The following is a 21,399-nucleotide window of genomic DNA, read 5'->3' as shown; positions in this document are numbered from 1 at the left end:
AGACATGAACCTTCTCCTCACAGGCGTAACCGTTACCGATCCGAATAGCAAGCATAATCAGAAAATCTGTGATATTCGTGTGGTACAGGGAAAAATCGCTGAGATAGAGCTTACTTTAAAGCCATTGGAAAATGAGCAGGTGATCAATGGTCAGGGTGCTTTTCTGGCGCCAGGATTCTTTGACCTGAACTGTTCTATTGGAGATCCTGGTTTTGAAACCAAAGAAGATATTAAAACAGCAACTGCTGCGGCACAGGCAGGCGGGTTTACTGGTCTGGCTGTTTTACCACATACCAAACCTGTGGTACATTCGAAAGGCGAAGTAGAATATATAATCAATAAAGCTAAAAATAACCTGGTCGATGTTTATCCGCTGGGAGCGATCAGTCATGAGCTCGAGGGAAAAGAACTGGCTGAGCTTTTTGATATGAAAAATGCAGGAGCCATAGCTTTTACGGATGGAAATAAGCCAATCACAGATGATGGGTTTATGAGCCGTGCACTGCAATACTGCAAAGGAATTGATGGTTTACTGATCGTATATCCTGAAAATAAAGCAATCGCCGGTAAATCACAGGTGAATGAAAGTAAAACCAGTGTACTACTTGGAATGAAAGGGATGCCTGCATTAGCAGAAGAAATGCATATTTCAAGAGATATTTTCCTGGCCACTTATCATCAGGCACCAATACACATCACCAGTATTTCTACTGCGGGTGCTGTGGCACTGATTAAAAAGGCGAAGAAAGATGGTTTACAGATCTCCTGTGATGTTGCTGCACATCATTTAGTTTTCACAGAAGAACTTTTGAACGATTTCGACAGCAATTATAAAATTAAACCGCCATTACGTGGCAAAGCGGATATTAAAGCTTTACTGGCAGGATTGAAAGATGGAACTATTGATGCCGTTTCTTCACAGCACCGCCCGCATGAGCCTGAGTTTAAAGATGTGGAATTTGAGATTGCGGCTTACGGAATCACAGCTTTGCAAACGGTATTGCCTTTACTGGTGAAAGCCGGACTGGATGCCGCTCAGATCGTAGAAAAGCTTGCTATTAATCCACGTAAATTACTTAAACTGCAGGTCCCTGTAATTGCGGCTGGTGAAAATGCGAATTTCGTCGTCTTCAATCCCGCAGAAAAATGGGAATACAATAGCACCACTAACCTTTCCAAGTCAAGAAATACCCCTTTATTAAATCAAACCCTGACCGGGAAAGTTCAACTCGTTTATAACAACAATCAATTTCAAGTATATGGATAGTAAAGTACAGAGCGCTCTTGTAGCCTCATTAGATAAATTTGCAGCACTTTCAGGTAATGATTCTTTAACATTACAACAGGATTTACTGGATGTTTTCAATAAGGACCTGGGCTTTTTAGAGAAGGTAGAAGAATTTGATGGTGTATTTGATGAATACCCGGCTTTTGATGAGCTGAGAGAGGTTTATTTTGATTTATTAATGATCAACTTCTTCGCAAGCGATATTAAGAAACTGGAAGAAGATTACCTGGATACTGACGAGTGGGCAGATATCGAAGAAGATACCATTGACCGTGGAACTGAGTTATTAAACTTATTGTTATACATCAATGAGTGTCACGATGAACAGATCAAACCAGAACTGGGAGATTTCTTAAGAGAATTCCTGTTGGTAGAAGAAGATGAGTTCCAGGACGAATTCCATATCTATGAAGATTTGATCAGCAATCAGCAATTAGCAGAAAGCAGCATTGAAGATATCGTTAGTCATAAAGGAATGATTGAGCTTGGCGAAGAAATGGAAGAACTATTTGTTCCTTTTATGAGTTTCTTCAATCAGCCAAAAGCAAATGAGCAGGCGTTTAAAGATTTAGAGCAGTTCAGTGCAAATAAAGAGTTTGATACTGCTGTATATACTCTGATTGCTGTTTTTAACGAAAAAAACTAAGCTGTTTTATGGAACAACAATTAAGAGAAATAGAGATTAAACCGAACAAAATTGCTTTTCAGGCTGCGATTGCCTTCTCGCTTTATACCCTGGCGCTGGTATTTATATTCAAATTACTGAATATTGATACGCAGGATGAGCACATCAGTGTACCTACAAGAATTATCAGTATGATCTGTAGCTACGTGCCTTTTATACTGGCAATTCTGTATGCACAGACCAGGTACAGAACTGAGCTTGGCGGCTATATGAGTTTTGGCAGGGCATTTTCTGCCGGATTCAAAGTTGCAGCCTATTCGGGTCTATTTATAGCTTTGTTGTTTGTCTTATATTATAAAGTACTGGATACTTCAGCGCTGGATCATTCTGTTGACATGGCTCTTGAAAAAGCTGGTGAGGATCAGAAAGCAATTAAGGGAGTAGAAATGATGAAACCTTATCTGGCTATATTTATAGGATTCGGAGCTGCGATTACTTATACTCTTTTTGGGCTGATATTAAGCCTTATCGGTGCTGCGGTATTGAAAAAAGAGAACCCTGCTGTTTAGCAGATTGCCGCAACAATCTCCTGGCTGATCATCGCCAGAAACAGAAGATAAATAGCAAACGTGCAGGTTTTATCATTTTAATTGATAAAATTTGCACGTTATTTTTACTTGAATTTATACTGCATGGACATATCTGTTGTCATTCCCCTGTTTAACGAAGACGAATCATTGCCCGAACTGACTGCCTGGATTGCCAGAGTAATGTCTGACAATAATTTTTCTTACGAAATCCTTTTTGTTGATGATGGCAGTACCGATACCTCATGGCAAGTAATTGAGGAATTGAAAAAGACTTATACAGCTGTCAAAGCAATTAAGTTCAGACGTAACTATGGAAAATCTGCCGCACTGAATGTAGCTTTTGAAGCTTCGCAGGGTGATGTGATTATTACCATGGATGCGGACTTGCAGGATAGTCCGGATGAAATTCCAGAACTGTACCGCAGATTAAGGGAAGAGAAATTCGATATCATCTCCGGATGGAAAAAGAAACGTTACGACCCGATTACCAAAACTATACCTACAAAATTATTCAATGCTGCAACCCGTAAAATGTCTGGCATACAGCTGAATGATTTCAACTGTGGTTTAAAGGCATACCGTTCTGATGTCGTGAAAACGATAGAGGTTTATGGTGAAATGCACCGTTATATCCCTGTAATCGCTAAATGGGCTGGATTCAAAAACATAGGAGAGCAGGTGGTAGAACACCGTGCGCGTAAATACGGGGTAACCAAATTTGGTTTCAGCCGTTTTATCAATGGTTTCCTGGATTTGTTATCTATCTTTTTTGTGGGGAAATTTGGGAAAAGACCGATGCACTTTTTTGGTTCGCTGGGTGTACTGAGCTTTATGATCGGTACAATTATGGCTTTATGGATTATCGGTGAGAAATTATATCACATTTCGATGAACCTGCCAATCAAAAGAGAAGTTACAGATCAACCTGGATTTTATATTGCACTGGTAGCTATTATTGTAGGTTCACAACTTTTCCTTACTGGATTTGTAGCCGAACTGGTTACCCGTAATGCACCGGAACGCAATGACTATCTGATAGAAAAAGAAATACTTTAAGCATGTTTTTTTCGATCATTATCCCTTTATATAACCGGCCACAGGAGATAGACGAACTGCTGGCCACACTTTGCCTGCAAACTTATACGCAATTTGAAGTGGTGGTGGTCGAAGACGGGTCTTCACTCACTGCAAAGGAAATTGTAAACAGGTACGCAGATAAACTGGATATTAAATATTTCTTTAAGCCAAATGAGGGGCAGGGTTTTGCCCGGAATTATGGTTTTGAAAGAGCAAAAGGTGATTATTTCGTCATCTTTGATTCTGATTGCCTTATTCCGCATGACTACCTGGAGACTGTAAAAGACTATTTATATGACCATCATCTGGATGCTTATGGCGGCCCGGATGCCGCGCATGATAGTTTTACCCCGGTACAAAAAGCGATCAGTTATGGAATGACTTCAGTTTTTACCACTGGTGGAATCAGGGGAAATAAAAAACATGTAGGACAATTCCATCCAAGAAGTTTTAATATGGGGGTTTCCAGAGAAGTCTGGGAGAAGGTTGGTGGATTTATACTGACCAGGCTGGGAGAAGATATTGAATACAGTATACGTATTCATCAGCAGGGATTTAAAATTGGTCTGATTCCGGGAGCTAAGGTTTTTCATAAAAGAAGAACAAGTATGTTCCAGTTTTATAAACAGATTCACTTTTTTGGCCGTGCAAGGATCAATATTTATAAACATTTTCCTTCTGAGCTGAAATTGGTACATTTTTTTCCTGCCGTATTCACTTTAGGTGTTATTGCTGTCTTATTACTGAATATTTTTTATCCGCCTCTGGGGTATCTGGGGAACATATTTCTTCTGGTATACTTTATGCTGATATTTTTTCATTCCCTGGTGCTAAATAAATCGTTGAAAGTTGCATTTTTGAGTATTATTTCCTCATTCATACAATTGACAGCTTATGGATTAGGATTTATACAAGATTTTTTCAAAAGAATAGTACTTAAAAAGCAATGATAAATTTTTTAAAGGAGAGCACATTTATAGTGAATGTAGTGATCCGCAAAGCCTGGGAAGTAACCAAAAGGAATTATTTTTCCATTGCTACTTTATGCTTTCTGATGTTCATTACATCAAATGCATCAAGTTTAATGGCATTTTTCCTGAAAGATGTGAATAAAGGGTTGAGTATACTGATGGCGTTTTTTTTCGCCTTATTGTACTTTACCATCAATCTTTCGCTGTTTAAATACATTTTTCACCTCCTGGATAATGAGGAGATTGATGTCAGTATTGTCAGCACGCTGCCTACCCGCCAGCAAATTATCCGTTTTATTGTAGGGATGCTTTATTTTATGCTGGTTATTATCGGCGTTTATGCAGTGGTGATTTTAGTTGCGTTTCCTTTTATTTACACAGGTATAAAAATGAATGTGATTACCAACATTGCTGTATCTGTAGGTATTGTGGCCATATTCATCACCTGGGTAAGGATTTCATTTTTTCCTTTCTTTATTATTGATAAAAACCAGCCTCCTTTTGGCTCTTTAAAATTCAGTTTAGCAATCACTAAAGGAAATTTTACTAAAATATTAATGCTATTGCTGGTATTGGGCGGATTTCATGTGCTCTATCTATTCCTGAATTACCTGCAATGGCCGGTAATTGCATTTTTTGTTAATATACTGAGTTCATTTATTATTGTTCCTTTATCCAGTGTAGCGTTAACAATCGCTTATAGAATGATGACGGGTGCATATAAAGGAGACGAAAATGATATTATTCATAATATAGTCTAAAACCAGTTTATGGGATTAAAAGCAGCATTAAGTAAACCGTTTGCAGCCTTGATTGTAAAAGGGGTAACCCGATGGAAAAAAGATGCGGTAGCTGCACAAAAGGAAACTTTTCACCAGCTGATTGCTGCTGCTAAGGATACTGCTTTCGGCAAAGACCATCAATTCTTGTCCATTAAGAACTACGAAGATTTTAAAAAGCAGGTTCCGGTCAGAGATTATGAAGAGCTGCGGCCTTATATTGACCGGGTAGTAGCCGGGGAGAAAGATGTGATGTGGAAGGGGAAACCCGCTTACTTTGCGAAAACATCCGGTACAACTTCTGGTGCAAAATACATCCCGATTTCTAAAGAATCAATGCCTGAACATTTGAAAGCGGCGCGTAATGCATTGCTGACTTATATTCATGAAACAGGCAATGCTGATTTTGTAAACGGTAAAATGATCTTTTTACAGGGAAGTCCTGTCATGACGGAGAAGAACGGTATCAAAGTAGGCCGCTTATCGGGTATTGTAGCGAACCTTGTGCCTGCTTATCTGCAAAAAAACAGGCTGCCATCTTACCAAACCAACTGTATTGAAGATTGGGAAGAGAAAGTTGATGCGATAGTTAAAGAAACTTATCATCAGGATATGACTTTGATTTCGGGGATACCACCCTGGGTACAGATGTATTTTGACCGTTTGATAGAACAATCAGGTGGTAAGCAGATCAAGGATATCTTTAAAAACTTTCAGCTGTTTGTTTACGGAGGGGTAAATTACGAGCCATACCGTTCGAAAATTGAAACCAGTATCGGCAGAAAGATTGATTCGATAGAAACTTATCCGGCTTCAGAAGGATTTATAGCTTATCAGGATAGCCAGCAGGATAAGAGTTTATTGCTCCTGGCTAAAGCGGGGATGTTTTATGAGTTTATTCCTGCAGATGAATACTATAATGATAACCCTGCCCGTTTGAGCCTGGAACAAGTAGAACTGGATAAAAACTATGCTTTGATATTGAATACGAATGCTGGGCTCTGGGGATACAGCATTGGCGATACGGTAAAGTTTGTCTCTAAAAACCCGTATAAGATTTTGGTAACCGGCAGGATTAAACATTTTATCTCGGCTTTCGGTGAACATGTGATTGGCGAAGAAGTGGAACAGGCATTATTGACTGTGGCCAATGAACAGGGGGTTGGGATTACAGAATTTACAGTTGCGCCTCAAGTGAACCCCGGAGCTGGAGAACTACCTTACCATGAATGGTTTATTGAGTTTTCCAAAGCCCCTGAAGACCTGACTGCTTTTAGTAAAAAAGTAGATAAGGCTTTACAAGAAAAAAATATTTACTACTTTGACCTTATTGAAGGCAAAATTTTGCAGCCGCTGGTTATTCGGACCTTACAAAAAGATGCATTTGTTACTTATATGCGTTCGGAAGGTAAGCTTGGGGGGCAGAATAAAGTTCCCCGTCTGTCTAATGACAGAAAGATTGCAGACAGCCTGATTAATTTGATAAATACGATTTGAAAAATATAGCTATACTGGGGTCCACCGGATCTGTAGGCACCCAAGCCCTTGACGTGATTCGTGCGAATCCTGAATTATACCGGGTTTGTGCGTTGACGGCAAATGCAAATGCTGCTTTACTGATTCAGCAGGCAATGGAATTTAAGCCTCAATTAGTTGTTATTGGTGATGAAAGCCAATATGCAGCGGTAAAAAATGCACTTTCTGGTCAGGGAATGAATATTCTTTGCGGGGAAGATGCTTTATGCGAAGCTGCCTCTTTAACTGCTGCCGATTTTGTACTTACTGCAATTATGGGTTCAGTTGGTTTAAGACCAACTATTGCTGCCATTAAAGCAAAGAAAAAGATTGGGCTGGCTAATAAGGAAACTCTGGTCGTGGCAGGAGAGCTGATTACAAAGCTGGCTGCTGAAAATGGGGTAACGATTATTCCTGTAGACTCTGAACATTCTGCGATTTTCCAATGCCTGGTAGGGGAGGAATTGAGTTCGATTGAAAAAATATATATTACAGCTTCCGGCGGCCCTTTCAGAGGGAAAGACCGCGATTTCGTTGCTAAAGTAAAAAAAGAACAAGCTTTAAAACATCCAAACTGGGTGATGGGGGCAAAGATCACCATAGATTCTGCTTCCTTAATGAACAAAGGGCTTGAAGTAATTGAAGCTAAATGGTTGTTTGATCTGGACATCAGCCAGATAGATGTTATTGTACACCCGCAATCTGTAGTACATTCGATCGTACAGTTTAACGATGGATCGATGAAAGCACAGATGGGCGTACCGGATATGAAATTGCCTATTCATTATGCGATGGCGTATCCAGAGAGAATACAAAGCCAGTTTCCGCGTTTTAACTTCATGGAATATCCTGAGTTGACTTTCTGCAAACCAGATATGGATACTTTCCGTAATCTTCAGCTGGCTTATACTGCATTGAAAAAAGGTGGTAATATGCCTTGTATCATCAATGCAGCTAATGAAATAGTGGTGGAAGCCTTTTTAAATGACCGCATCGGATTCCTCGAAATGAGCGATGTCATTGAGCAATGTATGTCTGACCTGACTTTTATTCAAGCACCCAGCCTGAATAATTATTTAGAAACTGACCAGCATACGCGTATATTTGCCCGTCAGTTAGTAACAAAAAAACATTTAGCGATCTAATATTCAAAAGTAAAAAACACTATATAAAATATGAACGGATTAATTATGGTTGCCCAATTGTTATTGGGATTATCAATATTAGTAATCTTGCACGAATTGGGACATTTTCTTGCGGCGCGTGCCTTCGGTATTAAAGTTGAGAAATTCTATCTGTTCTTTGACGCATGGGGTGTAAAATTATTCAGTATCAAACGTGGAGATGTAGAGTATGGTATTGGCTGGCTGCCTTTAGGTGGTTATGTTAAAATTGCCGGAATGATTGATGAGTCTATGGATAAAGAAGCAATGGCATTGCCTCCCCAGCCATGGGAATTCAGGTCTAAACCAGCATGGCAGCGTTTAATCGTTATGCTTGCAGGTATTTTTGTGAACATTGTGGTAGGTATCTTTATTTTCTGGATGCTGACGTTTAAGTTCGGTGAGACATTTATTCCAAACAGTTCTGTTAAAAATGGGATCAATCCGGGAAGTATCGGAAGAGAGATCGGTTTGAAACAGGGTGACCATGTAATCGCGGTAAACGGTAAAAAAGTAATCCGTTTTGATGAATTGACAAGCTCAAAAGTATTATTGGATAATACCAACCTTACTGTTGTGCGTGATGGCAAGACTTTGGATATCAAAGTTCCTGATAACCTTTTAAACAAGGTTGCAGATCTTGGTCTGGAAGAATTCATCAGCCGTACACCATTGCTGAGTACTGTTGTAGATACAGTAGTTGCCGGCCGTTCCGCATTTAAAGTAGGCATGAAGAAAGGTGACCGTATTGTTGCTGTTAACGGAGTACCTGTGAAATTTGACGCGGATATCCGCAGAGAACTGAAGAAAGAGAAAAATAAAAAGCTGATTGTTGAAGCTTACCGCGGAACTGAGAAACTTAATTTTGAGGTGAGTACGGACAGTGTAGGTACAATCGGAATGGGCTTCAATCCAAATGAAATCAAATTGGAAACGATTAACTATGGTTTCTTTGAAGCATTACCTATTGGTGTAAACCAGGCCTGGATTACTTTCACTGATAATGGTAAAGGGATCTGGAAAGTATTAACTGGTAAAATCAAAGCAAATAAAGCTTTTGCCGGCCCTGTTGCATTAGCACAAAAGGTTTATGGCGGGGTTTGGATCTGGTCGCATTTCTGGGCTTCTACGGCTTTAATTTCGATTGCTCTGGCTTTTATGAACTTATTGCCAATACCAGCACTTGATGGCGGGCACGTGGTGTTCCTGATTGTGGAAATGATTAAAGGCAAGCCAGTAAGTGATAAGTTTTTGGAAGGTGCCCAGATGGTAGGTTTCGTCATCTTATTAAGTTTAATGGTCTTTGTGCTCGGTAACGATATTTTCAAAGCCTTTATTCAATAGCGTTATATGGATTATTTTGAGTTTTATAAGCTGCCTGTATCTTTTAATCCTGATGCACAGCTGGTGAAACAGCAGTTTTATGCGCTGAGTAAAAAGTATCATCCTGATTTTTATATCAATGAATCTGCTGAAAAGCAAGAGGAGGTTTTAGAGTTATCAACGCTGAACAATAAGGCTTACCAGGTATTGAGTGATCCGCAAAAGCGTCTTCATTATATCCTTGAATTAAAGGGGATACTGGCAGAAGGAGAGCATTATGCTCTTCCTCAGGATTTCCTGATGGAAATGATGGATGTGAATGAGGCTTTGATGGAATTGCAGTTTGAACCGGATACGGTAAAACTGCAAGAGATTAAAAAAGAGATTGATCGTATCGCTGATAGTATGGAGCAGGAGCTGGACAGACTGATCGTTGTGTTTGATACGCAGAATAAGGACACTGAAGCGACTACTTTAGCTGCAATTAAGGATTTGTACTATAGAAAGAAATACTTGAACAGGATCAACGATAGCTTGCTTAAGCTGGAATAGGTGTCCCGCCAATGTAAAAAATAAAGATAACCGGGCATTGCTGTCCCGGTTTTTCTATTTTTGGACAAATCTGAATTTATGAGCACTTTATCCCTTTTTAGAAAAGTAGCAGTTGCTGAAGGTATTTCTTACATCGCACTGATTTTTATTGCTATGCCATTGAAGTATTTTGCGAACATGCCTTTGGCTGTAAAATATACCGGGTGGGCACATGGTGTGTTGTTCATGTTTTATTTGGTAATGGTCATCATGTGCTGGATAGAGTATAAATGGAAAATCGGAAAGACGATTTTAGTGTTTCTGGCTTCGTTATTGCCTTTTGCACCATTTTATGTAGATAAAAAGTTAAAGGAAGAGCCTGTAGGTCAGGTGAAAGCATAATATAAGGCGTTATTTTGAAAATAAGTCTTGGATATATTGTCCTGAATATATAGATTTGCATCCCGCTTAATAGCAATGCCCAGTTGGCGGAATTGGTAGACGCGCTGGTCTCAAACACCTGTGGGAAACCGTGCCGGTTCGACTCCGGCACTGGGTACGTTAACAACACTTAAAAGCCTGTAAATTAATAGTTTACGGGCTTTGTTGTTTATGTTGCATACTACATTACATACAGTTTTTGTGGATCAATACGGATCAAGTCATAAACTTGTGGAGCAGGCTCTTTTTTAAGCATAAATTTTGACACGCTAAACAGAAAGTCTTAGATGTCACGGATGCTCTTATGCCTTTGGAAGTTGCGCTGAAAGCTTTCAATTTGCCTGGGAATGACTCAGGGGAAGCAAGGCCGGGCTGTTCGTAAATAAATTCAAAATAGCTAAATCATAAAGCTATATCGTCCGGGTACTGCCTGAGTACTGCCTGAGTACTCGTTAGGGTAAGAGCAATGCTAAAGTAACGTGAGAGCATGGCAAGTCCAAGTCAAAACAACTAGTTGAAACAGCTTGGACTTGCCATGCTTAAAGCCTGTTTACAACCTGGTGTCACCCCGACCACCACTCAGGCACAACCAAGCCATAACTAGTTGAAGATTAATGAAATTATAATTTTCCCTTTGACTAACCCACGGACAACTGCGGACAATTGCAGACAGCTGCGGACAATTACGGACATTTTTTACGCATCAGGATAATCTTTAACGCTAATGGCTTACATTGGTGAAAAGATATTTATTATGGGAAGTTTAACGGGTAAATTTTCAAAGGGAATCCAGGACGATTTCATTTTTAAAGCAGCAGTTTGGCGTACCCGTTGTTTCAAAAGTTCTGTACCTGGCATAATGAAACAAGCAATGGAAACCCAAAGGCATCAGAGAACTTTCGTCAAAGTAGCCAGCCTGGAAAAAACAGGATCTTTCCTCCCCTTAAGAATTCCGCTGAAGCGTTGACCGATCTCTTATCAAAGTAATCAGGAGCGTTTAATAAGGATAAATTGAACTATAAAATCAGGAGGTAATCAGCTGATTAAAAAATCGTAACCAGCTGCTTTGAACTCAAAAAATATCAAACGTGTTTTTTGTAGGTAATCAAATAACCAGGGAATAATGAGAAACCTTCTCACAGTTAAATACAATCCTTGAGCTTTATAATTCATATACAACCCCATTTTTAATGATTATTCAGTCAGAAAGAAATTATTGGCATTGTCAAAAGAGCTTCGATGCCAAATACACAAATCAGCCTATCAACATTTTTGTATAGATCTGCTTTGGTGCTCATGTGCATCCATTGGTGCGCAATCCGATGTTTCAAAATATAACTGCAATAGACTATTTATGCTTCATTTGTCACTTTTGAACATATTTTAGTCACAACAAGCTATTTAGATATCAGGCATAAAAAGGAAATTCGTCATAAATAATATTACAAAACGATATGCCACGAATCAAAGTCCAAAGGAAAAGTACATCAGTTGATATGACAGCGATGTGCGATGTCACATTTTTATTATTAAATTTCTTTATAATGACCTCTACTTTCACTCCCCCGGATCCAGTAAGTATACAGGTACCCTCCTCGACATATAAGATACCAGTGCCAGAGAAAGATCTTCTAATATTAACCATAGGGGGCAAGGGGAAAGTATTTCTTGAAACTTTAGGTTCAGATATTAAGATCGCAACTTTAGAAAAAATGGGCGAACAGTATAAGATTTCTTTCACACCGGAGGAGAAAAAAAGATTTTCATTGATGTCGTCGTTTGGAGTTCCTATCCAATCTCTAAAGCAATATATAATGATGGACAACAAGCAAAAAAAATCCTCTGGATTGAGCCAGGGGATTCCAGCGGATTCAACAAACAATCAATTGTCAGATTGGATTTTACAATCCCGTAAAGCAGTTGCCGAACTTCACACTACGGCAATGAGAATCAGTATTAAAGCAGACCAAAATGAAGAATATCTATCAATTAAAAAGGTTGTTGACATTTTGCAAAAGCAAAAAATTAATAAGTTTAGTTTAATCACAAATCAAGAAGGCAATTAAGGGTAGGAAAAGAACTATAATGAAATTAATTTTAAGAATCACTCTCATACTTTCAATTCTAGTTGTAATTATTGGATGTGACCAGATTTCAAAAAACGTAGCTAGAAGATATCTTACATACAATTCACCAGTTGATGTTATTAATGGCAAAATCATTTTGCTAAAAATAGAAAATTCAGGGGCATTTATGAGTTTGGGCAGCAATGTGCCAAGCTCACTAAAATTTGTCATTCTTACTATAATACCTTTTATAGGCATTGCTGTTGCAACTTGTTACATTCTGCTCAACACTAAATTATTTAATTTACACCTTTTAGGGTGCTGCTTTTTAATCGGAGGAGGCATTGGTAACTTATATGATAGACTTATTTTTGGATCAGTTACCGATTTTATTTATGTCGAGTTATTAAATATTAGAACGGGAATATTTAATCTTGCTGATATATACATTGTTATAGGAACATTAATAACGATCTTTAAAATTATAAACAGGTAAAATTGTATTGAAGATTATAAAGGGAAGATAGCAGAAGAAAGAAATGAAGAAACTGACGATTGCACAAATCCTGGCATCTTTTGGAGAAAATCCGATTGATGAAAATCTACATGTTTATTTACAGAAGAAATCCATTTCCTACTTACCAATTGATTATCCTTTTCGTCTTGATCATTTTACTATACTAATCATTGATAGTGGTGAATGTGAAATTAAATTAGATTTGATTGATTATACCTTAAAAGAAAATGATCTCTTGGTTCTGCTGCCCCATACTGTGGGTCAGTTCATATATTTAAGCGATAACTTGCTTATAAACGTTGTCAGCTTTTCAATTAAGATGCCAATAACTTTAGGCATTGATCATAAGTATTTGGATTCATTCAGATTCTTATCATCCCAATATGCAGGTAAAATAAGTATTCCACAGTATGAGAGTTTGAATGTTAAGAGTCTTATGCAATTATTAGAACAAAAAAATAAATTGGCTGATAACTATCCTTTTAGAGAAGAAATCGTTTTGAATTGTTTTAGACTATTTTTATTTGAGATTTCTGCTATATTTAAAATAAATACGCTCAGTATCAATCATTACAATCGGCAAGAGACGCTTTCTCATGAATTTATAAAGCTTTTACTTGAATATATGCCGGAGAATAAAAAGTTAAGTTTTTATGCGAACCTCTTGTCTGTAACACCAAATTATCTTACGAAATTAACTAAACTATCTACTGGGAAAACTGCAGGAGTTTTAATTGATGAAATGATAATATTGCAATCAAAATTACTACTTCATGAAACTGGCTTATCAATAGCGAAGGTGTCAGAATTATTGTTTTTTACGGATCAGTTTATCTTTAGCCGGTTTTTTAGAAAAAATACTGGCTTAAGTCCTACAGAATATAGAAGACAAAGGATGTAAGATTGCCTGCATCTTGAAGGATCATCAATTATCGGTTCGAGAAGGCTTAGAAACCTGTCAAGGTGTTCAAAGTATTCCTGCTCATGAGTACATTTTGTATAGGGTTGTTTGATTATCCTTAATTCACAGGGACTATTTTGTTCAATCCACTCTAAAGATTTTTATCAAAAATTCAGTTTGTGAATGATGTAAATACAGAACAATTTAAAGTGATTATTCCTAAACCGAATAATTGATTAATGGCGAACAAAACCATCCTAAGCTTATGAATAACTTTAAACATGCTATCGCATAAAACATTTTGCCATTTAAAGTTGTATATATTACAAATCTGAATTATGAGAGCTCTTTTAACTGTGTTGATTTTATGCGCTGTGTTTATAGGTTGTAAAAAGGATAAAAAGCCTGTTGAGCAAATATCCCCCATTTCAGGAAAACTCTATGGTGTTCCTTTTAACGCAAAAGTGATTATAGAAAGATATAACAGCTTTTTTAGGATGCCCAAATATACGCAAGACCAGCTTTTTGCTATATATATTTCTCCAGATGCCGATAAATCATGTGCAAGTGCAGAGCAATCTTTTTTGATTCGCTTAAGCGTCCCTAAGAAAGTAGGTCGGTTCTCGCAAGATGACGTTTATGTGCTTATTTCAGATCCGCGGGACGCTACTGGTAAATCAGGAGCCTTATTTAATTCAGAAAATACGATTATCGAAGTAACCTCGATTACAGCAGATAAGATCATAGGTAAAGTAGACATAAAAGGCTTAGATGCTGATACTGAATTCAAAGGTAGCTTTGAGGCAGCGATTTGTAAGTAATTACGCATAAAAAATATTGCTTGCTTTGGAAAAAACACATGCTGACACCTTACTGATAAATCATGTATTGAAAAGAATCAATTTATCAACAGCTGAACAAATACATTTTACCTCACTTTTTACTTTTAGAAAAATTTTACCACGGCAATATCTATTACAGCAAGGGGAGATTTGTAAATATGAGTTTTTTATAGTTGAGGGTTTTTTACGTTCCTTTTTTGTGGATAAGCTTGGCAATGAGCATACGCTCAATTTTGCTTTCGAAGACTGGTGGATTTCTGACTCTAAAAGTTTTCTTCAATCGCTCCCCTCCGAAATTAATATTGTCGCACATGAACCTACTTTGGTGATGCAAATAGAAAAGGAAATCTTAGATCAACTTTATCTTGATTTTCCGGTATTCGATAAATTCTGGAGATTGCTAAATCAAAATTTCAATCTATCGCAAAGTGAAAGGGTTTTAAACGCTATTTCAATGAATGGAGCTGAGCGGTATAAGGCATTGGTTGTTAAATATCCCAAGATTGAATCTCGCTTAGCCCAAAAGCACATTGCTTCCTACCTCGGAATTACGCCCGTATTCCTAAGTATGATCAGGAGAAGTCATTCAAATATTAAATAAGTTTAACGTATAAAATTAAAATAGTTAAACACGTCCTTAGCCATTAACACGGATATTTGGATTTTTGAATCACCTCCTTAAATAAGACTATTATGAAATTTGATCATGCAGCTTTACAAGTCCAAAGTATGGACAGAGCAATTGCTTTTTACACAGAAAAGTTAGCCTTTACTCTAAATCACAGAGCTATAAATGAAGAGGAACAAGAAGAATACGCTTTTATCTCCGCTGGTGATGTCCGTATTGAATTAATCCAGGATTTGACTGGTGACTATAGCTTGCCTATATTGAGAAAGCCATTTTGTCCCCATTTATGCATGGAAGTTGAAGATTTGGAGAAAGCTGTAAGTGATCTGAAAGCGATGGAAATCCCAATATTAAGGGGGCCATTAAAGATTGAGAATGAAGAAACCTGGGTATATTTTTCCGATCCTGATCACAATGTCCTTGAATTTATACAATGGTATAATAAAAAGTAATGACTCAAATGAAGTCTCGCCCTTTGGCCAAAATTAAATCAGGGTGTTCCCACTTATAGATACCAAGCCAGAGTTAACTCGAATTTTAGTTTTAACTCTGACCTTGGTTTTCAGAAATTATTCATTTTTCTGGAAAGATTGAAACCATAATAATGCACTTCTGGAAATGGATTGGTAAATTTCAGGGAAGTTTTTTATAAAGTCTGTCCATCTATGCTATGTTTTCGCAATTGGTTCTACAAATGCAGCATCCCATTTTGCAATTTTAGCGCCTAAAGCATAAGTGCTTTTTAAAAAAGCCAATAGCTTTTGTTCAGGATCTTCTGACTGCTGTATCTCAGCATAGCATAAAATAAATTCACCCCTATGCTTATGGTAATAGGCCTCTTTGGGTTCAATTTCTGCGGTACTATATCCTTCCGGTTCAGGATAGAGATAACAATAGAATGCTGCTTCTTTTAAATCGTCATTTCCAGACCAGAAGCCAACGGTTTGTACCTCTTGCGAGTAGGCATCCTGAAGCACCCAATTGGGCATTCCGGGCATCTGACCTGGGTGAGGTGGGGCTTTCTTTCCTGAAAAAAAAGCTAATGACAAATCAAATCCTCCCCAAAAGAAATGAATCGGACTGCTTTTACCCTTAAAGCTGCTGCGATGGATAAGAAAGACCTCATGAATACGCAATAAGGCAATGTGAAAGGAGCTAGCCTGATCCCTATCATAAGTGTTGTGGAATTCATCGAGTTCAAAAGGGATGGGATCTACGATTTCCGAGGGAAGAGGAGAAATTGTTACGTCGATATCTATCTCCTTTAATTTCTTTTGAATAGCTCTGTGAAAACCTGCTACAGATATATTTTCCAGGCTGAACTGTTGCGATTCCCCCAAACTTGTTGTTATTTTTAGTTGATGATTTACCAAATCAAAATCTATTTGGAAATCTTTATCCTTATAAGGTATCGTTTGCGTAGTTAGACCAGCAGGTGTAATGTGAAGCGTAATACTCCATGAATGGTTGATCCACGGCATCGTAGCAAGTTTTATCTTTCCAACGATTTGTGTAAATAATTGTAGTGTGCTGTATGTAGGTTTCCCTAAGTTATAGGAAAGTACCGGCCAGTTTTTTTTCATGACTTTAATTTATGCAGCATTCCTTTTAAACCATATTATATACGCATCCACAGCTTTTTGCAAAAGCTCTTTGGTGCTCCCTTCATTTAAATTCCCGTTTTCATCAAAAAGTTCATGCACTTTATGAAGGTAAACTTCAGGTTGCTGCATGGTAGGTACGTTCAGAAATACCAGGCTTTGCCTTAAATGATGATTAGCACCAAAGCCAGATAAATTTCCCGGTGAATTGCTGAAAATGGCCGCAGGTTTTGAATTCCATACGCTTTCACCATAAGGTCGTGATCCTACATCCAGGGCGTTCTTCAAAAGCGCTGGAACTGATCTGTTATATTCTGGGGTTATAAATAAAATGCCGTCAACTTTTGCCATCTCTTCCCTGAACAGGGTGATGGCTGGGGGAACCTCATTGTCGTCATCGAAATCCTGATTGTAGATCGGAAGATCGGCTAATGAAATTGTTCTAAACTTAAAACCTTGTGGTGCCATAGCTAATACAGCTTTACTTATCTTTTTTGAAAATGATTCCTTACGAAGGCTTCCTGCAAGAATGCCTATAACTTTATTCATAATTTCTATATTTTTGATTTGTACATAAAGGGAATTTAATGCAAAGAGGCCGTCTCAATTGGTGTGACCCCAAAAATTGGACAAAAACTTTTGAGGTTCACACTAAAATTCATTGGTTACATAGCATATCTATTGATATATAAAGAATACCTTGATACATTTTACTATTAAACCCCTTTTGTAATGAGTTGCTCCGACAGGCGGGGGAATAGAACTAATGCATTTTGATGGCTTATTTCACTTCTTTGCAGTGGATCACTGAATTGGTGTTGATCAAGATATTGAGTAAAGTCAGCCACTACACCGGCTGGTGCAAAAGGATAATCTGTTCCAAACAAAATATTTTCCCGTTTGGCAAAAGCAGTCAGACTTGGAAGTGAGGTAGGGCTGGAAGCCAATGCGGTATCATAATAAAATTTACGGAAGCTTTGCAGGATTTCTTCATGATTTGGGGTATCAGTCCTGAACACATGGGCCAGTTCGACAAATCGGTGCACTGCATATGGAACAAATCCACCTGCATGCGCAAGTATAATATTGACAGCTGGAAAGCGGCTTATAATTCCATTTAAAACAAGCTGAACAGCTACCCTTGTAGTTGCAAAGGGATAATCTACCAATGGTCCTGCTATTCCCTGCATCGGCGTAATTGGAAGTCCGGGGTGTATGAATACAACGGCTTTTCTATCGTTTAATTCTTGCCATAATGGCAAGAATTGAGCATCCCCGAGATATTGATCTCCGTAATTACTAAACAGTATAATCCCATCAGCATGCAATACATCTAATGCGTATTCAATCTCTGCAAGTGACTCTTCCACGTGTGGCATTGGAAGTGTAGCGAAATTTCCAAACCGCAATGGATTTTTGCTGACCAAACTTGCTGTATATTCATTGATTTTTCTTGCCATACCCGCCTGTGATTCTGAAGCCCATCCAACAATTCCAGGTGAAGTTAGTGACAATATACCTGTTGATATTTCCAAACTATCCATCAGGGCAATGGCTCCCTCAGGTGACCATTTTGGAACTACTGAATTACTCGAATCTCCTGACCTGGGGCCGGAAGGATCGCCACCGTTTGAGTTTAATGCTTCGGACCAGAATGGAGGTAATACATGCTGATGTACATCAATTCTATGCTTGTTATTCATTATATTAAGGTTAAGTTGTTTCTGATTTAATTGTTGATTTAGAAAGGGTAGTTTGGAATTGCTGCATGGGTAGTGATCCACTGCCATTCTGAAAATGTATCAGCATTACTCACTGTGCCATGGCCAAAGCCATTTCCAGATTTACCAACGCCAGCAATAGGTCCGTAAATTCCATGGACAACAGTTTGATCGTTAATATGGACAACGCCTGTTCTGATATGGTCTGCTATATGCTGTGCTCTCACCAGGTTATTTGATACTACTGCAGATACCAGCCCATACTCAGTCATGTTCGCTAATTCTATTGCTTCCTCATCATTTTTGAAGGTTGTAATTGTGGCAATCGGCCCAAAGATTTCTTCATCAAATAGTGGCATTCCAGGCAATACATTGGTCACTACAGTTGGCTCCATAAAAAGATTGTTCCGTTTTCCGCCAGTAAGGATCCGTGCTCCCTTTGCAACACTCTCTTCAAGAATCCTGAGTACATTCAACACTTGTCTCTCATTGATTACCGGGCCTACCTGTACTTTCTCGTCCAATGGATTTCCAACGATTAGCGCCTGTGCTTTTCTAACCAGAGCCTTAGTGTAAGCCTCGGCTATATCTTCATGTACCAGGTGTCTTCCTATAGATAGACAAATCTGTCCTTGATGGAAAAAGCTTCCCCATGTTCCTGCAGCAGCGGCAGCTTCAATATCTACGTCCTCAAGAACAACATATGGATTGTCTCCTCCAAGCTCTAACGCTACCCGTTTAAGTAGTCCGCTGGCATTTGCACCCACAAGTTTTCCCGCTCTGGTTGAACCTGTAAAACTGATCATATCTACTGTTGGCTCTTTTACCAATGCTTCTCCCGTTTCAGGACCGCCTGGCAGAACATGAAACAGTCCCTCAGGAAGATTGGCAAGTTCAAGCAGCCTGGCAAATATGAAACCACCAGATACGGGCGACTGGACGTCTGGTTTTAAGATAACAGCATTTCCCATCGCTAGTGCTGGTGCAATTGCGCGTGCCGCTAAAATGATCGGGGAATTCCATGGAGTGATAATTCCGATTACACCCAGTGGGATTCTTCTGGCGATACTTTGAAAGTCAGGCTCCAATGTTGAAGTAAGAAAACCAACAGGCTGGGTTGCCAGGGCTGCAGCTTCAGTAAATTCTCTTGCTGCCATTTGCACTTCCCATTTAGCTTTTAATAGGATAGAGCCGGTTTCTTTAACCAGGTAAGTGGCTATTTCATCTGAATAGTGATGAATAAGGTTTGCAAATTCTCTTAAAATGTCACCCCTTTGGGCACCTGATTTTTTTGCCCAGCTTTTTTGGGCGATGCGTGCAATTGCTCCGGCATTGGCTATATCTTCTGGTGAAGCGATACCGGTTTGTCCAATGTTGATCCCAGTAGCTTTTTCCAAAATTTCTTCTGTTCCGCGTCCAGGTTTAACCCAGCCATTTATGTAAATCTTACCATTCCATTCATTGTTTAGCAATAGTATTTGCATAATGTTTTTCATCTGTTTTATGTTTATGAATTTGAAGAATGTGTCTTCCCACTTTTTTAATAAAACAAACTTACACCGCTATTAATCCCTGAAATGTGATGTATGATAAAAAACGTAAACACAACTAAATAAAGTTATTAGTTGCAAGTTCCTTCCTTACTCTACTTAAAGTCTCGCGTGTAATACCAAGGTAAGAGGCAATCATCCACTGCGGAACCCGGAGGGAGATTTTAGAATAATGGTTGATGAATTGAAGATACCGCTCTTTGGCTTTGGCCGCAAGAAGTCCATTTACCCTGCCTTCTAAATTGCGAATATATTTGTTGAGGATAATCTCATTATATTCCTTATTGGCGGAAATATCTTTTATGAATTGATTATATTTATGATCTAACTTTATGACATAACTATCTTCTATAGCCTCTATAAAAAACATGGAAGGTTCATTAAGATAAACATTGCTCCGATCGCTGATAAACGAATTCTCCGGCGCGAATTGTATGATGTGATGTTTACCGTCCTGGTCAATAGTATAAGAACGCAGTAAACCGCGTTCAACAAAAAACTCATATCGGCTATTGTCACCTTCCCTTACAAGAAAATCATTTTTATGGATTACTTCTTTATTTAATAAGGGAATAAGCCGGAGCAAGTTGTCTTCTGATATTCCTAATTTAGTCTTCAAATACAACTCGAAGTTCGGCGTAAAAGTCTTGTTTATGCATTTTTCTTTTTTCATTTTATGATACCTTTATAGTATAGCAAAGTTGCTGCTATTCGCGCCTGAAAAAAGGTTAAAACAAGTGAACAAATGGTAAGTTAAAGTACTATATGAATATTAGCGCTCCTTAACCTCTTGTAAAGGATACTGCATATAGAGCAACATAAGGTTCAGGGCAATGAATGGGAGTTCCCTGGCAAATCCGCTTAAATCTTTGGTTTCAAGCTGGAAGCACATCGCGATCAAAAATACAGAAAACATAAAGAAGTCACCTGCATCAAAAGTTCCGGGCAGCACGAATAGCAATCCGCTCACAAATGTTATTATTCCAAGTACGATCAGCCTTGGTTTATCTAATCCGCCTTTGTTGTTTATTTCTAAAAGCTCTTGTTTTGGATTTAGCATGATCAGGCCTTGTTCTGTATTCAAACAGGCTGCTACTACCGTCAGCATAGTGTTTAATATTTGAGTCGTCATTATTATGTTTTTTAATTAAGACAAAGTTGCAGCTAAACACGTACCTGAAAAAGGTCAAAACCGGGGGTAAAAAGGTTAAAAACTGCGATTGCTTAAAGTTTAGGCTTGAAAGTGAACCAGGTGAAAACATTCCTTTAA

General features: G+C 38.4%; 24 protein-coding genes and 1 tRNA gene. 19 read left to right on the top strand and 6 right to left on the bottom strand.

Annotated features, from left to right (window positions below; all coding sequences use genetic code 11):
- The first annotated feature begins 4 nt into the window (after positions 1–4).
- The 19 genes from AB3G38_RS11910 (at position 5) to AB3G38_RS11820 (ending at position 15,709) form a co-directional block, all read left to right on the top strand.
- On the top strand, positions 5–1,267 hold the full coding sequence (locus AB3G38_RS11910; protein WP_367868688.1) for a dihydroorotase family protein: 1,263 nt from the start codon (positions 5–7) through the stop codon (positions 1,265–1,267).
- Positions 1,260–1,934 (top strand): hypothetical protein, encoded by a 675-nt coding sequence (locus AB3G38_RS11905; RefSeq protein ID WP_367868687.1) that lies wholly within the window; start codon positions 1,260–1,262, stop codon positions 1,932–1,934. The genes AB3G38_RS11910 and AB3G38_RS11905 overlap by 8 nt, the downstream gene beginning before the upstream one ends.
- A gap of 8 nt (positions 1,935–1,942) precedes the next feature.
- A complete protein-coding gene (locus AB3G38_RS11900; protein ID WP_367868686.1) occupies positions 1,943–2,482 on the top strand; it encodes a DUF4199 domain-containing protein in 540 nt (179 codons plus the stop codon).
- Between the two features lie 123 nt (positions 2,483–2,605).
- Complete coding sequence (locus AB3G38_RS11895; protein ID WP_367868685.1) at positions 2,606–3,559, top strand: glycosyltransferase family 2 protein; 954 nt, start codon at positions 2,606–2,608, stop codon at positions 3,557–3,559.
- A gap of 2 nt (positions 3,560–3,561) precedes the next feature.
- Positions 3,562–4,530 (top strand): glycosyltransferase family 2 protein, encoded by a 969-nt coding sequence (locus tag AB3G38_RS11890; protein WP_367868684.1) that lies wholly within the window; start codon positions 3,562–3,564, stop codon positions 4,528–4,530.
- Positions 4,527–5,312, top strand: a complete 786-nt coding sequence (locus AB3G38_RS11885) for a hypothetical protein (protein WP_367868683.1) — start codon at positions 4,527–4,529, stop codon at positions 5,310–5,312. The genes AB3G38_RS11890 and AB3G38_RS11885 overlap by 4 nt, the downstream gene beginning before the upstream one ends.
- A 9-nt stretch (positions 5,313–5,321) precedes the next feature.
- Positions 5,322–6,827 carry a GH3 auxin-responsive promoter family protein gene (locus tag AB3G38_RS11880; protein WP_367868682.1) on the top strand — a complete coding sequence of 502 codons (1,506 nt, stop codon included), beginning with the start codon at positions 5,322–5,324 and terminating at the stop codon, positions 6,825–6,827.
- The gene (locus AB3G38_RS11875) at positions 6,824–7,990 is read left to right on the top strand and encodes a 1-deoxy-D-xylulose-5-phosphate reductoisomerase (RefSeq protein ID WP_367868681.1); all 1,167 of its coding nucleotides are present in this window, start codon (positions 6,824–6,826) and stop codon (positions 7,988–7,990) included. Before AB3G38_RS11880 ends, AB3G38_RS11875 begins: the two co-directional genes overlap by 4 nt.
- A gap of 30 nt (positions 7,991–8,020) precedes the next feature.
- A complete protein-coding gene (rseP, locus tag AB3G38_RS11870; protein WP_367868680.1) occupies positions 8,021–9,352 on the top strand; it encodes an RIP metalloprotease RseP in 1,332 nt (443 codons plus the stop codon).
- Positions 9,353–9,358: 6 nt separating this feature from the next.
- Positions 9,359–9,883: a Fe-S protein assembly co-chaperone HscB gene (hscB, locus tag AB3G38_RS11865; RefSeq protein WP_367868679.1), complete on the top strand. Its 525-nt coding sequence runs from the start codon at positions 9,359–9,361 to the stop codon at positions 9,881–9,883.
- A 78-nt stretch (positions 9,884–9,961) separates the two neighbouring features.
- Entirely contained in the window at positions 9,962–10,264 is a 303-nt protein-coding gene (locus tag AB3G38_RS11860) for a DUF3817 domain-containing protein (RefSeq protein ID WP_367868678.1), read from the top strand.
- A gap of 77 nt (positions 10,265–10,341) precedes the next feature.
- A tRNA-Leu gene (locus AB3G38_RS11855) sits at positions 10,342–10,421 on the top strand.
- Between the two features lie 606 nt (positions 10,422–11,027).
- Entirely contained in the window at positions 11,028–11,270 is a 243-nt protein-coding gene (locus AB3G38_RS11850) for a hypothetical protein (RefSeq protein ID WP_367868677.1), read from the top strand.
- 487 nt (positions 11,271–11,757) lie between these two features.
- Positions 11,758–12,369: a biopolymer transporter ExbD gene (locus AB3G38_RS11845; protein WP_367868676.1), complete on the top strand. Its 612-nt coding sequence runs from the start codon at positions 11,758–11,760 to the stop codon at positions 12,367–12,369.
- A gap of 19 nt (positions 12,370–12,388) precedes the next feature.
- Positions 12,389–12,865 (top strand): signal peptidase II, encoded by a 477-nt coding sequence (locus tag AB3G38_RS11840; RefSeq protein ID WP_367868675.1) that lies wholly within the window; start codon positions 12,389–12,391, stop codon positions 12,863–12,865.
- Positions 12,866–12,908: 43 nt separating this feature from the next.
- On the top strand, positions 12,909–13,787 hold the full coding sequence (locus AB3G38_RS11835) for a helix-turn-helix domain-containing protein (RefSeq protein WP_367868674.1): 879 nt from the start codon (positions 12,909–12,911) through the stop codon (positions 13,785–13,787).
- A 338-nt stretch (positions 13,788–14,125) separates the two neighbouring features.
- Positions 14,126–14,608, top strand: coding sequence for a hypothetical protein (locus tag AB3G38_RS11830; protein WP_367868673.1), 483 nt, complete (start codon positions 14,126–14,128; stop codon positions 14,606–14,608).
- Between the two features lie 25 nt (positions 14,609–14,633).
- The gene (locus AB3G38_RS11825; RefSeq protein ID WP_367868672.1) at positions 14,634–15,230 is read left to right on the top strand and encodes a Crp/Fnr family transcriptional regulator; all 597 of its coding nucleotides are present in this window, start codon (positions 14,634–14,636) and stop codon (positions 15,228–15,230) included.
- A gap of 92 nt (positions 15,231–15,322) precedes the next feature.
- Positions 15,323–15,709, top strand: a complete 387-nt coding sequence (locus AB3G38_RS11820) for a VOC family protein (protein WP_367868671.1) — start codon at positions 15,323–15,325, stop codon at positions 15,707–15,709.
- Positions 15,710–15,925: 216 nt separating this feature from the next.
- On the opposite strand, the gene AB3G38_RS11815 is transcribed toward AB3G38_RS11820, so the two are convergent.
- The 6 genes from AB3G38_RS11815 to AB3G38_RS11790 all read right to left on the bottom strand — a co-directional run bounded on the left by AB3G38_RS11815 (position 15,926) and on the right by AB3G38_RS11790 (position 21,261).
- On the bottom strand, positions 15,926–16,840 hold the full coding sequence (locus AB3G38_RS11815; RefSeq protein WP_367868670.1) for a DUF5996 family protein: 915 nt from the start codon (positions 16,838–16,840) through the stop codon (positions 15,926–15,928).
- A gap of 9 nt (positions 16,841–16,849) precedes the next feature.
- Positions 16,850–17,407 (bottom strand): NADPH-dependent FMN reductase, encoded by a 558-nt coding sequence (locus AB3G38_RS11810; protein ID WP_367868669.1) that lies wholly within the window; start codon positions 17,405–17,407, stop codon positions 16,850–16,852.
- Positions 17,408–17,574: 167 nt separating this feature from the next.
- Positions 17,575–18,561 carry an amidohydrolase family protein gene (locus AB3G38_RS11805; protein WP_367868668.1) on the bottom strand — a complete coding sequence of 329 codons (987 nt, stop codon included), beginning with the start codon at positions 18,559–18,561 and terminating at the stop codon, positions 17,575–17,577.
- A 38-nt stretch (positions 18,562–18,599) separates the two neighbouring features.
- Positions 18,600–20,075, bottom strand: coding sequence for an aldehyde dehydrogenase family protein (locus AB3G38_RS11800; protein WP_367868667.1), 1,476 nt, complete (start codon positions 20,073–20,075; stop codon positions 18,600–18,602).
- A gap of 112 nt (positions 20,076–20,187) precedes the next feature.
- Complete coding sequence (locus AB3G38_RS11795; RefSeq protein ID WP_367868666.1) at positions 20,188–20,748, bottom strand: Crp/Fnr family transcriptional regulator; 561 nt, start codon at positions 20,746–20,748, stop codon at positions 20,188–20,190.
- 153 nt (positions 20,749–20,901) lie between these two features.
- Positions 20,902–21,261: a hypothetical protein gene (locus AB3G38_RS11790; protein ID WP_367868665.1), complete on the bottom strand. Its 360-nt coding sequence runs from the start codon at positions 21,259–21,261 to the stop codon at positions 20,902–20,904.
- Positions 21,262–21,399: the final 138 nt, after the last annotated feature.

The sequence above is a fragment of the Pedobacter sp. WC2423 genome (assembly GCF_040822065.1).
Lineage (GTDB): Bacteria > Bacteroidota > Bacteroidia > Sphingobacteriales > Sphingobacteriaceae > Pedobacter.
Note: the sequence above shows the minus strand (reverse complement) of the source record. Positions and strands in the feature narration are given on the sequence as shown.

Coding starts and splice junctions, on each gene's coding strand:
- AB3G38_RS11890 (WP_367868684.1), top strand. CDS start 3,562: ATGTTTTTTTCGATCATTATCCCTTTATATAACCGGCCACAGGAGATA.
- AB3G38_RS11840 (WP_367868675.1), top strand. CDS start 12,389: ATGAAATTAATTTTAAGAATCACTCTCATACTTTCAATTCTAGTTGTA.
- AB3G38_RS11800 (WP_367868667.1), bottom strand. CDS start 20,075: ATGAAAAACATTATGCAAATACTATTGCTAAACAATGAATGGAATGGT.
- hscB (WP_367868679.1), top strand. CDS start 9,359: ATGGATTATTTTGAGTTTTATAAGCTGCCTGTATCTTTTAATCCTGAT.
- AB3G38_RS11835 (WP_367868674.1), top strand. CDS start 12,909: ATGAAGAAACTGACGATTGCACAAATCCTGGCATCTTTTGGAGAAAAT.
- AB3G38_RS11860 (WP_367868678.1), top strand. CDS start 9,962: ATGAGCACTTTATCCCTTTTTAGAAAAGTAGCAGTTGCTGAAGGTATT.
- AB3G38_RS11880 (WP_367868682.1), top strand. CDS start 5,322: ATGGGATTAAAAGCAGCATTAAGTAAACCGTTTGCAGCCTTGATTGTA.
- AB3G38_RS11845 (WP_367868676.1), top strand. CDS start 11,758: ATGCCACGAATCAAAGTCCAAAGGAAAAGTACATCAGTTGATATGACA.
- AB3G38_RS11885 (WP_367868683.1), top strand. CDS start 4,527: ATGATAAATTTTTTAAAGGAGAGCACATTTATAGTGAATGTAGTGATC.
- AB3G38_RS11895 (WP_367868685.1), top strand. CDS start 2,606: ATGGACATATCTGTTGTCATTCCCCTGTTTAACGAAGACGAATCATTG.
- AB3G38_RS11805 (WP_367868668.1), bottom strand. CDS start 18,561: ATGAATAACAAGCATAGAATTGATGTACATCAGCATGTATTACCTCCA.
- AB3G38_RS11820 (WP_367868671.1), top strand. CDS start 15,323: ATGAAATTTGATCATGCAGCTTTACAAGTCCAAAGTATGGACAGAGCA.
- AB3G38_RS11910 (WP_367868688.1), top strand. CDS start 5: ATGAACCTTCTCCTCACAGGCGTAACCGTTACCGATCCGAATAGCAAG.
- AB3G38_RS11815 (WP_367868670.1), bottom strand. CDS start 16,840: ATGAAAAAAAACTGGCCGGTACTTTCCTATAACTTAGGGAAACCTACA.
- AB3G38_RS11810 (WP_367868669.1), bottom strand. CDS start 17,407: ATGAATAAAGTTATAGGCATTCTTGCAGGAAGCCTTCGTAAGGAATCA.
- AB3G38_RS11830 (WP_367868673.1), top strand. CDS start 14,126: ATGAGAGCTCTTTTAACTGTGTTGATTTTATGCGCTGTGTTTATAGGT.
- AB3G38_RS11900 (WP_367868686.1), top strand. CDS start 1,943: ATGGAACAACAATTAAGAGAAATAGAGATTAAACCGAACAAAATTGCT.
- rseP (WP_367868680.1), top strand. CDS start 8,021: ATGAACGGATTAATTATGGTTGCCCAATTGTTATTGGGATTATCAATA.
- AB3G38_RS11905 (WP_367868687.1), top strand. CDS start 1,260: ATGGATAGTAAAGTACAGAGCGCTCTTGTAGCCTCATTAGATAAATTT.
- AB3G38_RS11790 (WP_367868665.1), bottom strand. CDS start 21,261: ATGACGACTCAAATATTAAACACTATGCTGACGGTAGTAGCAGCCTGT.
- AB3G38_RS11850 (WP_367868677.1), top strand. CDS start 11,028: ATGGCTTACATTGGTGAAAAGATATTTATTATGGGAAGTTTAACGGGT.